This window comes from Pirellulales bacterium (assembly GCA_036490175.1).
GTDB lineage: Bacteria > Planctomycetota > Planctomycetia > Pirellulales > JACPPG01 > JACPPG01.
In genome coordinates, this window is the sequence record DASXEJ010000129.1 from 1 (window position 1) to 12,989 (window position 12,989).

At 59.7% G+C, this 12,989-nt stretch carries 13 protein-coding genes; all 13 read right to left on the reverse strand.

Annotation, left to right across the window (positions count from 1 at the left end):
- Positions 1-924 (reverse strand): NADH-quinone oxidoreductase subunit M (locus VGG64_09735; protein HEY1599871.1); only part of this gene is annotated, 924 nt, incomplete at its 3' end.
- Between the two features lie 7 nt (positions 925-931).
- The gene (gene nuoL / locus VGG64_09740) at positions 932-3,109 is read right to left on the reverse strand and encodes an NADH-quinone oxidoreductase subunit L (GenBank protein HEY1599872.1); all 2,178 of its coding nucleotides are present in this window, start codon (positions 3,107-3,109) and stop codon (positions 932-934) included.
- Positions 3,110-3,117: 8 nt separating this feature from the next.
- Complete coding sequence (gene nuoK / locus VGG64_09745; GenBank protein HEY1599873.1) at positions 3,118-3,561, reverse strand: NADH-quinone oxidoreductase subunit NuoK; 444 nt, start codon at positions 3,559-3,561, stop codon at positions 3,118-3,120.
- A complete protein-coding gene (locus VGG64_09750) occupies positions 3,554-4,348 on the reverse strand; it encodes an NADH-quinone oxidoreductase subunit J (protein HEY1599874.1) in 795 nt (264 codons plus the stop codon). Before VGG64_09750 ends, nuoK begins: the two co-directional genes overlap by 8 nt.
- A complete protein-coding gene (locus VGG64_09755) occupies positions 4,345-4,878 on the reverse strand; it encodes an NADH-quinone oxidoreductase subunit I (protein HEY1599875.1) in 534 nt (177 codons plus the stop codon). The genes VGG64_09750 and VGG64_09755 overlap by 4 nt, the downstream gene beginning before the upstream one ends.
- 37 nt (positions 4,879-4,915) lie before the next feature.
- Positions 4,916-6,133 carry an NADH-quinone oxidoreductase subunit NuoH gene (nuoH, locus tag VGG64_09760; protein HEY1599876.1) on the reverse strand — a complete coding sequence of 406 codons (1,218 nt, stop codon included), beginning with the start codon at positions 6,131-6,133 and terminating at the stop codon, positions 4,916-4,918.
- 144 nt (positions 6,134-6,277) lie between these two features.
- Positions 6,278-7,891 (reverse strand): 2Fe-2S iron-sulfur cluster-binding protein, encoded by a 1,614-nt coding sequence (locus VGG64_09765; GenBank protein ID HEY1599877.1) that lies wholly within the window; start codon positions 7,889-7,891, stop codon positions 6,278-6,280.
- A gap of 141 nt (positions 7,892-8,032) precedes the next feature.
- Positions 8,033-9,388 carry an NADH-quinone oxidoreductase subunit NuoF gene (nuoF, locus tag VGG64_09770; GenBank protein HEY1599878.1) on the reverse strand — a complete coding sequence of 452 codons (1,356 nt, stop codon included), beginning with the start codon at positions 9,386-9,388 and terminating at the stop codon, positions 8,033-8,035.
- A gap of 87 nt (positions 9,389-9,475) precedes the next feature.
- On the reverse strand, positions 9,476-9,961 hold the full coding sequence (locus tag VGG64_09775; protein ID HEY1599879.1) for an NAD(P)H-dependent oxidoreductase subunit E: 486 nt from the start codon (positions 9,959-9,961) through the stop codon (positions 9,476-9,478).
- Between the two features lie 285 nt (positions 9,962-10,246).
- Positions 10,247-11,473 (reverse strand): NADH dehydrogenase (quinone) subunit D, encoded by a 1,227-nt coding sequence (nuoD, locus tag VGG64_09780; protein ID HEY1599880.1) that lies wholly within the window; start codon positions 11,471-11,473, stop codon positions 10,247-10,249.
- 1 nt (position 11,474) lies between these two features.
- Positions 11,475-11,972, reverse strand: coding sequence for an NADH-quinone oxidoreductase subunit C (locus VGG64_09785; protein ID HEY1599881.1), 498 nt, complete (start codon positions 11,970-11,972; stop codon positions 11,475-11,477).
- Positions 11,973-12,008: 36 nt separating this feature from the next.
- Positions 12,009-12,569, reverse strand: coding sequence for an NADH-quinone oxidoreductase subunit B family protein (locus tag VGG64_09790; GenBank protein ID HEY1599882.1), 561 nt, complete (start codon positions 12,567-12,569; stop codon positions 12,009-12,011).
- Positions 12,560-12,964, reverse strand: coding sequence for an NADH-quinone oxidoreductase subunit A (locus VGG64_09795; GenBank protein ID HEY1599883.1), 405 nt, complete (start codon positions 12,962-12,964; stop codon positions 12,560-12,562). Before VGG64_09795 ends, VGG64_09790 begins: the two co-directional genes overlap by 10 nt.
- Positions 12,965-12,989 lie beyond the last annotated feature (25 nt).

The window sequence follows — 12,989 nt, forward strand, 5'->3', positions numbered from 1 at the left end:
GTCACTCTGCGCCAGTGCCACGAGCGCCCCATAAACGATTCCCGCCACCGACAACGCCAGCAGCCAGGGCATGCAAGCGATCGCGGCATCTGGAAGCATGGGCAGGCTGAAGCGGACGAACCCATAGGCGCCCACCTTGAGCAGAATGCCGGCCAACAGCACGCTTCCCGCGGTGGGTGCTTGCGTATGGGCAAGCGGCAGCCAGGTGTGTAGCGGAAACAGCGGCACCTTGATGGCAAAGCCGGCAAACAGCGCCAAGAAAATCCACCACTGCAAATCGGGACGGATCGGATGACTGGCCAACGCTTCGGATACGCCCGCAAACGAAAAATCGAGAACGCCAGCGGCGCCGTGATAGAAATTCCAGAGCACGATCGACAATAGCCCTAAGAACGTCAACACGCTGCCGGCGAATGTGAACAAGAAAAACTTGACGGCGGCATAGCGCCGTTCTTCGTGGCCCCACATGCCGATCAGGAAAAACAGCGGGATCAGCGTGAACTCGAAGAAGACATAAAACATGATCAAGTCACGGGCGACGAACACGCCCAACATGCCGGTCTCCAGCAGCAGCAAAAGCGCGTAGAAGGTCGGGGCGCGATCCTCGATCGCTTCCCAACTCACTAGCACGCAGGTCAGAGTCAGTAGAGCGCTAAGGCCGAACAGCCACACGCTCAGCCCATCGAGCGCCAGTGCGAAACGAACTTCCACACCGTAAGAATCGATCCACGGGCGGTCGAAAGCGACGAGCGACTCGGCACCAAGGTCCGAGACGAAAGCGTTGAGCAGCCAGGCGGCCGCCGCCAGCGTGACCAGGCTCGTGAGGAGCGCAATCCAGCGCGCGGCGTTGCGCGAGGCATCAAATACCCAAATCAGGGCGATGCCTACGAGCGGGAGCAAAACAGTGGTAAGAAGTCCGTTCACTCGATCCTCATCCCATCGGCCAGATAAACAACGTGCCGATCAATACCAACGTCCCGAGCACCATCACCAGCGCGTAAAACTGCACCATGCCCGACTGGAGCGATCGCAAGATCGCGCCAAACACCACGGGCACGTGCCCCATGAAGTTCACGAGTCCGTCGATCACGAATCGATCGAACCAATAGGTGGCCGCGGCCAGCAAACGGAGCGGCCAGACGATCAGCACCTCGTAGATGGCGTCAATGTAGAATTTGCCCGACGAAAGCTGGTACAGCCGCAGCCCAGCCGGGGAGCTCATCCAGCGTGTGAGTTGCTCGATCTGCTTGCGATCACCTAGATAGAAATACGCGGCCAGTCCCACGCCCGAGATCGCCACCAATGTGCTGAAGGCCGCAAGTCCCAAATGACCGTGTCCGCCGCCATGCTCGGCCGTGGCCTGAATTCCCTCATAGGCCAGCGATGGCGTGTGCCCGAGAAAATGGACGAACGTGTGCCCCCATTCAAACACCGCGCCAACGGCCAGCGCGCAGAGGGCCAGGACCATCAACGGTATGGTCATCACCGACGGAGACTCGTGCGCATGATGACCGGCCTCGGGCGGAACGCGCTGGCGTCCGTAGAACGTCAGGAACAGACCGCGGAAGGTGTAGAACGCTGTTAGAAACGCAGTGAAGAGCGAGGCCCAAAACAGCACGGTGTACAGATTCACTCCGACCCCCGCATGGCTGCGGTCGCCGATGGCGCCGATAACGGCATCCTTGCTCCAAAAGCCCGCGAAAGGGAAGACGCCCGAAAGCGCCAGGGCCCCGAACCAGAATGTCCAGAACGTGGTGGGCAAAAGGAAGCGCAGCCCCCCAATGCGACGCATGTCGATCACGCCCCCCATGGCGTGCATGACGCTGCCGGCCGCCAGGAACAACAAGGCCTTGAAGAAGGCATGAGTAAACAAATGAAACATGCCGGCCGAGATGCCAGCCAAGGTGCCGGCGCCCAGCCCAAGGAACATGTAGCCCAACTGGCTGATCGTGGAGTAGGCGAGCACACGTTTCAGATCTGTTTGGGTGACGGCAATCAGCGCGGCCAATAGCGCGGTGAACCCGCCGATGGCAGCCACGACTTCCTGCGATTCGGGAGCCGCGACGAACAACGGCGTACAACGGGCCACCATATAGACGCCGGCCGTGACCATCGTGGCAGCGTGAATCAAGGCACTGACCGGAGTAGGACCTTCCATCGCATCGGGTAACCACACGTGCAGCGGGAACTGGGCGCTCTTGCCGCACGCACCCGTTAACAAGCACAGACAGATCGCCAATCCCAACGTGCCACCCACGTACAATTCGGGACTTGCCAGGCGTGTCTGGCCAAGTATGCCAGCCACGGCTGCGGTTCCCTCGGCCGCGGCGGTATCGTGAAAGTTCAACGTCCCATAGGTGACCCACAACAGGAACAGGCCAATGGCAAAGCCAAAGTCCCCCACGCGATTGAGCAGGAAGGCCTTTTTGCCGGCGGCCACGGCGGCCGGCTTTTCGTACCAGAAACCGACCAGCAAGTAGCTACAAACGCCGACCGCTTCCCAGAAGACGTACAGCATCACAAAGTTGCTGACCGAGACCAGCATGGTCATCGAAAAGACGAACAGCGACACGTAGGTGAAGAATCGCCAATAACCGCGATCGTCGTGCATGTAACCGACGGCGTACAGTGCCACCAACGACGACACGAACGTAACCATGCACAACATGATCGCCGTTAGCGGATCGGCACGCAGCGACACGTCGACAACAAAATCGAAATCACGCCCCGAGACGTCGCTAGGGGCCGGCTGACCATCAACGTCGACTGTGGGATGCTGGTATTCGTCCCCCAGCCTGGCCCATGTCCATAACGTGTGTACGACTTCCACACCGACCGAGCCCGGCTGTGCCGGAGCCGCTGCGGCGTCTGTGACCGCCGCACTACCATGCGAGGCATCGGCGGCATGGGCCACTTCGGCCACGCGGGCCCGCACCTCGAACAACAGAAACAAACTGAGCACGAACGACGCCACGAAGGCGAAGATTGTGGGCAGATGGCTGCGCTCGCGCAATAGCGACCGCCCGAACAGAGCCGTGATCAGCGTTGATGCCAACGGCATAGCCGGGATCAGCACCATCAGCGTCTTGATGTTGTCGCCTTCAAACATGATCGCCTTTAAACATGGCTGCGGTGTACCATTTCATCCGTTGGCGCGGTCGGCTCGATGCCCGACGGAGTGAGCACCGGCCAATGCTGTTCTTCAACCTCGGCCTCGGGAAGCTGCTCGTCGACGAAGGCTTGTTGGCTCGACTCGCGCAGGTTCTGCCAGGCCGCGATATCCAAACGGCCGCTAGCATGAAATAGCATCAATACCAGGACCAGCGCAATGGCCGCCTCGCACGCGGCTACAGTAAGAATAAAGATGACGAGGATCTGCCCGCCCCAATCGTTGTGAAAGCGGCTCCAGGCGACCAGGCTAACCGAGACGCCTTGTAGCATCATTTCGACTGCCAGGAACATGACGATCATGTTGCGACGGGTGAGAAAGCCCACCAGCCCGATCGAAAACAGCATCGCGCCAACGACGAGATAGCTCTGCAACAGCTCCAACTCACCCATGGCGCACCGTTCCTGTCGCCGCAGGGGCCGGTTTGCTTTGAATGGCGATAGCCACGGCGCCCACCATAGCGGCCAGCAACATAGTGCCAGCCACTTCGACAGCCACCAGATGGCGGCTGAACAGCTGCGCGCCGAGGTGATCCATATGATGCTCGGAGAGTACCTCTTGTTGCCGCGTCGGCACATCGAGGCCCGTCACCTGGTCGACAACCCCGGCCAAGGTTTTGGTTTCAAACGTCTGGCTTGCTTCGTCCCCGCCCATGGCCACGACATGCGTCGAAAACGCGTCGGTAATGACCATCGTCAGGATACCAATCATCACCGCCCCCACGCTGGCCGATACCAGCGCTTCCCAACTGACGCGATCGTAGTAGGCATGTCCCTCGGGCTGGGCCAGCATCAAGACAAACAAAAACGTGACCAGAATGGCGCCGGCGTAGACCACGATCGTGGCCACGCCCAAAAACTGCGCCCCTTGGAACAGAAACAATCCGGCCGTTCCCAGGAGTGTCATCGCGAACCAAATGGCACAGTAGACCGGGCTGCGGAACGTGACGGCACACGCTGCCGAGACCACGGTAATCGTGGCCAGTACCCAAAAAACGATTTCGACCGACATATTCTGATGGTCGAAACCCGGTAGGCGCGAGGCGAACAGCCCCAAGCTGACCAGTGCCAGTACCGCACCAATGAGACGCCCTCTCTGCTCGCCACGCGGCAGCAGCAGATACAAGCCCGCGGCGGCCGAGGCCGTAGCGAACAAAATCACGATTTGCGTGGGGCTCACAGGGTGCCTCCCACGGCGGCCGACTGCATCGGCTCGGCATCCTTGGTTTGGTCGAACACGCTGAGCAACTTTTCCTTGTCGAAGATCATTTCCTCGCGGCTGCGTCCCGTCAGATCGAACAGACTCGTCAGTTCGATCGCGTCCACCGGGCAGGCCTCTTCGCACATGCCGCAGTAGATGCAGCGCAGTTCGTCGATGGTAAAGCTTTGCGGATATTTTTCACGGTCGGGCCAAGGACTCTCCGCGGCCACGATATCTATGCAGTGGGCCGGACAGGCTGTCGCGCAGAGGAAGCAGGCCACGCATTTCACGCGGCCGGCCTCGTCTTTGTTCAGACGATGCACGCCGCGGTAGATGAGCGGATTGCGGATGGTGGGACGAACTTCTGGGAAGTCGACCGTGATCTTCGGCGAAAACAAATGTCTGGTCGTGGTCGTCAAGCCTTGCAGGAACAGCGGCAAGTACATCTTGCCCGCCAGCCCGAGCTGCGGCTCTTCGATCCACTTCACGGCGGGGTCGTTGGCTTTCATGGCGTGCTCTCCTGGGCGGAGGACGGGAGCGAGTTTCTCATAGTCTGTCCGCCGCCTCCAAACGTGGCCGATTGTCGGTCGACAACGGCGCGACGATACCCGCCACAAGCCAGGTGGCGATCGCAATGGCCCACAAACTGGCGTACAAGGCCGCATGGCTGCCGCCCAATAGGGCCAGGATCTGGCTGTGATATTCGACCAACACCGCCACGATCACCAGATTGACCATCCCCAGGGGGAGCATCACCTTCCAGGCCAGCGACATCAATTGATCGAAGCGGAATCGGGGCCAGCTCCAGCGAACCAGCATGAAAAACACGATCACGCCCATTACCTTGATCGTGAGCACGATGACCCGCAGCAACGCCGTGACCCAGGTAATGCCTTCGTCCGTGCTGCCGGTCAGACCCCATAGGTGCCAGCCGCCGAAGAACAAAATCGTGATCAAGAAGGCCGCCGTGACCATGTGCAGGAATTCGGCGATGAGATATAGGAGCAGCCGTAAACCGGAATACTCGGTGTGATAGCCGCCGATAAGTTCCTGCTCGGCCTCGGGCAGATCGAAAGGTAGCCGTGCACTTTCCGCGAACGAGGCGATAAGGAACACTAGAAAGCCCAGCGGCTGCACCAGGATGTTCCAGGTGCCGGTTGTGGCTTGCTCGCGAATGATGTCGTCCAACCGCAACGAACCTGTGGCCAGTACGACTCCCAGAATTCCCAAGCCCAGCGGCAACTCATAAGCGATCAGTTGGGCGCTCGAACGCAATCCGCCCAAGAAGCTGTACTTATTGTTGCTGGCCCAGCCCCCCAGGATCACTCCATAGACGGCGATGCTGCCCATCGCGAAGACAAAGATCATGCCCACGTCGATCTGCGGTGCCAGGGTCAATTGCACGTTGACCGGTTCGCCCCCGATGTTGAACGTCGGCAAAGCACTGCCGAACGGAATGACCGCAAAGGGGAGAATGGCCGCCACGAGAATTGAAATCGGCGCCAGCGTGTAGAGGAACTTATCGACGTGCGCCGGCGTGTATTCCTCTTTGAAAATGAACTTCAAACCGTCAGCCAGAGGCTGCCCCAGGCCGAACATCTTGATCTTGGTGAGCGGGATGCCGACGCGATTCGGCCCGCGACGGTCCTGCACCCAGGCCGCGATCCAGCGCTCTAAGAGCACCAGGTACGCTGCCGCGGTCAGCAGCGTAAACAAGATCACTACGATCTTGATAATCGTGATGGTGAGATCGATCGAGGGCATGGGTAAGTGGTCGGTTGTCGGTAGAAGTTAAACGGCAATCAGGCGAATGCGGAATGATAAATGATGTCTGGTGAATCAGCTAGCGCACGCAACAGAGATCTCCTCCGAGCCGAGCCCATTCGCATTCATCATTTCTTATTTCTCTTATTTCGCGGTCGCTAGTTGATTCAGTTTCAGGTCGACGCCGGTGTCGGGCACTTCGTCGGCAGCCACGGCGAAGTACGGAATCTCGGCCGCAATTTCATCCAGCACGCGGCGCGAGTTGTACAGCCCGGTGCGTTCCAGCAGCCGCCAGTACAACGGGCCTTCGGCCCAGGCGCCGGTGGGCGGGCGCACCGCCCACTCGACCCGCTGCAAGCGGTCGGCATGATTGACGTACGAACCGTCCCGCTCGGCAAAGGAACCGCCGGGAATCTGATACGTGGCTTTCTCCCACAAGGGCGTCACGAACATGTCTTGCACGACCAGCAGATCAAGATCGGCGAATCGCTCGGACGTCGCCGCGTCGATCCAGCCGGTGGGATAACCACCCGTGACCCAAGCACCGCGGATCGCGCCTTTGTCCAACTCGGCCAGCAAGGCATCGAAGGACAAGTGCCCGCCGAAATGCTTGACGACTTCCTCGACGCCCCGGCGGTTCGGTGCCTTTTCGGCGCGAATGGTAAAGCCGTTCTTGAACGTTTCGTCCTCGCCGACGACCGGCACGCTGCCGATCGACAAAACCGCGCTCGCATCCCGTCCGCGAATGTATTTGGCCAGTAGATAGGCTTCTTCGACTGTCAAATGGGGCGAAAGCACGGCGGCCAAGCGTCCCACACCCGACAAGCGACCGGCGAGGTCTGCGGCCAGCGTGGCCCACTCAACGTTGGCGTGCACCCCGTGCTCGAGCTTACGGAGGCCGACTTGCCGCGCTTCGCTGTGCACATGGTGAAAACCATACCGCCCGTCATCGCACATCCACCATTTGTTGACGTGCGGATTCTCGCGCGGCTTAAGACGCCACACGCGGTCTTGATTCTCTTCCACCGTGATCGAACAGCCCGTCGAGCAGCCCGTGCAGACGCCGGAATGCTGTTTGAGGAACCAGACCCGCTGCTGGTAGAGAAAATCCTTGTCGCCGAGCGCGCCGACGGGGCACAGATCGACGACATTGCCCGATAGTTTGTTCTCCAGCGGAAAACCGGGCAGCACGTCGATTTCCTCATGGCTGCCACGATTGATGACCAATAGTTCGCTGGTCCCGCTGATCTCGCGGCAGAAGCGCACGCAGCAGGTACACATCACGCAGCGGTCGACGAACAACGTGACCGTGTCTCCCATATCGCGGCGGCGGCTGGTGAACGGGCGGACGTCGGCCCGGCGTTCGTTCTGTCCATGGGCGAAATGATAGTCCTGCAACCGGCACTCGCCCGCCTTGTCGCAAATGGGGCAATCAATCGGGTGATCGATCAGCAAATCCTCTTCGACCATCGCACGGGCTTTGCGAACGGTCTCGCTATCGGTGACGAAGACGGTGCCGTCTTTGGCTGGTGTCTGACAGGCGGGCACGAGCTTGGGCATCATCGCGATGTCGCCCGTGTCCTTGTTCTTGGTCCCCGACTCGACCAGGCACATGCGGCAGCTAGCCACCACGGTTAGCCCGGCGTGCCAGCAGTAATGCGGGATTTCGACGCCGGCGCGTTCGGCAGCCTGAATGCCATTAAGGCGTTCCTGGTCGCCAACTTCGACCGCGCGGCCATCGATGAGGACAATACCCATAGAGAATGATGAATGCTAAGTGATGAATGTTGAATGCGGAGATTCGGTAATAGAGCAAAGGGTTGCGAACATCTCGCCTTCGATTGATCGTTGCAGTGCGTGGCTATTGCGTAGTAGAACCTGTCGCTTCACTTCTTTTGTTCAGTGCGCCGCGACGACAGGCAATGCCTTCACCGCCTTTGTCACCGCGTAACCTTTCGGGTTCGTGCGTTTGATGTAATCTTCGAATTCGTTGCGAAATTTGCGGATGGCGTTTTTGATCGGCCACGCAGCGCCGTCGGCAAGACCGCAAATTGTGGTGCCTGGGATGATGCCGATCGAATCGCCGATTTCCAGTAGCAGGTCTAAATCCTTCAACCGCCCCTGGCCTGCCTTGATGCGCTCAAGCATCTCCAAGGCCCAGCGGGTCCCTTCGCGACAGGGCGTACACTGGCCACAACTTTCGTGCTGGAAGAACCGGCAGCTGTTGTGCAGGAAGTCAACGATGCTCACCGTCTCGTCGAGCACGACCACGGCCGCGGTTCCCAATCCCAAGCAACCAACCTTGCCCGGCCCGGCAAAATCGAGCGGTGTGTCGAATTCCTTTTCGGTCAGCAGGCCCATGCTGATGCCGCCTGGTATGGCGGCTTTGCCTTTGCGCCCCTTCCAGACACCACCGCCGTACTCGTCGATCAGTTGGCGGCAGGTAATACCGAGCGGCGCTTCGTAGCAGCCGGGCTTGTTCACGTGACCGCTGAGGCAATACAGCTTCGGGCCGTAGCTGCCCGGATCGCGCGGATTCTTCGGATCGGCCGGCACACCGATCGATTTGAACCAATCGGCGCCGCGCCTGGCGATATGCACGACGCAGGCCACGGTCTCGATGTTGTTGACGACCGTTGGCTTGTGAAAGACTCCCTCGACCGCCGGAAACGGCGGCTTGATCCGCGGCCAGGCCCGCTTGCCTTCCAGGCTTTCGATCAGACCCGTTTCCTCTCCGCAGATATACGCCGCAGCGCCACGGTGCAGATAGATGTCGAGCGAGAAATCGCTGCCCAGGATGTTTTTACCCAAATAACCGGCGGCATAGCACTCGTCGAGGGCTGCCTGTAGACGCTCTAACGATAACGGGTATTCGTAGCGCAGATAGATGTAAGCCGTCTGCGCGCGGGTCGCAAAACAGCTGAGGATCACACCTTCAATAACCTGGTGAGGATCCTCTTCCATCAGGATCCGATTATTAAATGTGCCGGGCTCGCTCTCGTCGGCGTTGATGCACATGTAGATCGGGCCGGGATGGTCCTTCGGCAAGAAAGTCCATTTTAAGCCGGTGGGAAAACCGGCCCCGCCGCGACCGCGCAGATTGCTCGACTTCACCAGTTCGATCAAGGCCGGCGGCTGCATCTCGGCCAGTACCTTCTTGAGCGCGCTGTAGCCACCGGTCGACTCGTAGACAGCCCGCGTGTGGCTGTTCTGCGTAGCGATGTTGGCAAGCAAAATGGGCTCGAACTGCGGCACGTAGTGTTCCTTGGTTTTGCTCGTTGGTTGGCGCCATTGCGCCCGACGAGTTCCCGATTATTCCCTAGTCGACTTGAACGGCTCTTGTCATTCGAACGTCTGCAAAATCTGGTCGGCCCTTTCCGGTGTCAGGTCCTTGTAGAGCGTCTTGCCTGCCAACATGCAGGGGGCAAAATCGCACGCTCCCAGACACTCGCCGAATTCCAAAGTTACGCGCCCGTCGGATGTTGTCTCGCCGGGCTTAACGCCTAACGTATGACACATATGGTCGAGCACCTGCTCGCCACCGCGCAAGGCGCAGCTAATCGACCGGCAGACCCAGGCCCGGGTCCGTCCGTGCGGCGCGTCCTGCTTGAAGAATCCGTAGAAGCTGAGCGTATCTTGCACTTCGGCCGGCGCCAGACCCAGCAGCCGGGCGATCTCGACGACGGCCGGGATCGGCACGTAACGCAACCGCTCGTTGACGATGTGCAACGCGGGCAACGTCACGGCCTGCCGCGTGGGATAACGCGGAAAGAGGGCCTTGATCGCCTCGACCATCTCGTCAGTCAGTATGCGTTCTGGCGTCGCCATCGATCCTTTTGCACTTTCCCTTATTGCGATGATCTTTTTCTTGGTACAATTTAGTTTTTCATGTTGCGCTGATCGCGCTTCTTGCACTTACCGTCGACGCAACTCCCAAATCCCCTCACTATCAGGGAGGGGTAATGGGAGGGTCTTCGCCTTCAGCAAGAATCGACTCCAACGTTGCGGAACATCTCACCTCTCACCCTGCTCCCCATAGGGGAGAGGAGTTTGAATTTCCTACACGTTACCTACTAGCTCCGGTGTCTCGTTGTCTACCGACTTCCTCGCGCACTACCGGTCCAATTCCGCGGCGATGATGTTCAGGCTTCCCAACACGGCCACCACGTCGGAGAGCGTATGCCCGCGGATTAAATGCGGGAACGCCGCGAAATGGATGTACGATGGCGGCCGGCAGCGAGCGCGCCAGGCCACTTCGCTGCCATCGCCGACGACGTAGAATCCGAGCTCGCCATTCGGGCTTTCGGTGGCGGCGTAACTTTCCTCCGACGGGACTTCGAACCCTCGGTTGCTCATCGTCAACTCGAAGTGCGAGATGCAGCCCTCGATCGTGGAATACACATCTTGCTTCGACGGGATCGCGGTCCGCTCGCCGATATCGACATTCACCGGACCCGACGGCAAATTCTCAATGGCCTGGGCCACGATCTTCAGGCTCTCACGCATCTCGGCCATGCGCACCAGGTAGCGGGCATAGCAATCGCCTGCCGAGGCACAGCAGATCTGAAAATCGAAATCCTTGTAAGCCAGGTAGGGCTCGTCTTTGCGCAGGTCGCGCGTTACGCCGCTGCCGCGGGCCACCGGGCCGGTGCAACTGCGATTCGTGGCTTCTTCCTTCGTCAGCACGCCAACGCCCTTGGTGCGGTCTATGAAAATGCGGTTGCGATTCAGCAGCCGGTCCATGTCTTCGAGCGTCTTGGGAAACGTGCGCACGAACTTCCGCACCAGCTCGACGAACAGCGGGTTGGCGTCGTGCATGACGCCGCCTACGCGCGTGTAACTATTGGTAAAGCGTGCCCCGCAAAGCGATTCGAAAATGTCGTACAAGTCCTCGCGGCGGTTGAAGGCGTAGAGGAAGTATGTGAACGCGCCAACGTCCAGGCCCACAGCGCCGTTGCACAACAGGTGGTCACTGATGCGGGACAACTCGGCCAGAATCGTGCGGATGTATTGGCAGCGTTTGGGAATCTCGAGCCCCAACAATCGCTCGACGGCACCGTGCCAGGCCACGTTGTTGGCCATTGGCGAGATGTAGTTCATCCGGTCCGTGACCGTGACGTACTGGTTGTAGTTCAGGTGCTCGCCGATCTTTTCAAAGCCCGAGTGTAGGTAACCGATGTCTGGCACAGCGTCGACGACGCGTTCGCCGTCGAGTTTGAGCACAATCCGCAACGTGGTATGCGTGGCCGGATGCTGCGGACCGAAATTGAGCGTCCAGATGTAATCCTGGGCTTCGTCGCGAGCCGGCTCGGCGGTAAGTGTGGCGGGTTCCAGCGGCATATCAGCTCCGAGCGCGCGTGAGGACCGGGAAATTGTGCCGTTCGCCACGTCCCTGCAGCGGGTAGTCCTTACGCAGCGGATAGGCCTCGAACTCATCGGGCAGCAGAATGCGCCGTAGATCTGGGTGACCGCTGAAGGTGATACCGAACATGTCGTAGACTTCGCGCTCGAACCAGTTGGCGCCTTCCCATAACGGCACGGCCGAGGGGACGGTCAAATCGGGCTCGTTGACAAAGACGCGCACCGTAAGGCGCTCGTTGGTCGTGGTCGAAGCCAGCAGATACACAAGGCCGAAGCGATCAGTGGCGCCGCGATAGTTCAAATAGTCGACACAGGTAACGTCGACCAATAGATCGAACCCGCCGGATTTCTTTAACCACGCCAGCACACCCGACATCGATTCCTTCGGGACCACGATACGCGACTGGCCGCGGAATTCGCTGTGCGGCAGCGGGCCAAATGCGGCAGTCAACTTGTCGAGTGTGTCGGCCTGGATCATGCGGAGTGGCGCGGGTTGGGCCGCGCGGTCATTTGTCTACCGGTGGGTCGAATGTGGAAGACTCGGCAGCACGGGCAATTCGATCAAAGCGCGCTTCTTGTATTGTCGCGACGGCAACAGGAATTCATCCCCCGTGATCGTGCCTTCGGCCTGAATCTTGTCCTGCAGGTCGATGATCGCCTGGATCAATTGCTCAGGTCGCGGAGGACAACCGGGCACATACATGTCGACGGGAATAAAGCGGTCGATTCCTTGCACCACGGAATACGTGTCGAACACGCCGCCGGTCGAAGCACAGGCGCCCATCGAGATACACCACTTCGGCTCGTGCATCTGCTGCCAAATGCGTTGCAAGACCGGCAGCATCTTCATCACCACGCGACCGGCTACGATCATCAGATCGCACTGGCGCGGGCTGAAACGAAAGACCTCGGCACCGAAACGCGCCAGGTCGTGGCGACTGGCGCCAGTTGCCATGAGCTCAATACCACAGCAGGCCGTGGCAAATGGCATGGGCCACAAGCTGTTCTTGCGACACCAACTGGCCAACTCGTCGAGCTTGCTGACCACCACGTTTTCGGGAAGCTCTATCGCCATCGGAATACGCCCTTTCGCCACGCGTAAACGAGCCCCATGCCCAACAGCGCGATGAAAACCATTATCTCGGCGAACACCATGCCGCGGCTCTCGACCAGGTGCATTGCGACAGCCCGATCTATACCGCGCGCCGGCTCTCCTTCGGCAGCGTGCTTGGCGGCTGCGGCCCAGGGATAGAGAAACAGCAGTTCCACGTCGAATACCAGGAAAGCAATGGCCACGAGATAGAAGCGGACGTCGAAACGACGTCGGGCGTCGTGGATCGGATCCATGCCGCTCTCGTAGGGCATGCGTTTGACGGCCCCGTCTTTGTGCGGCCCGATGAGCCGTCCGGCAGTGACCAGACCGACCGACAGCAGGGTCGCCGCCAGCACCATCAGGAACAGCGGAAGCATGACGTTATGCATAGTCCGAACCGCG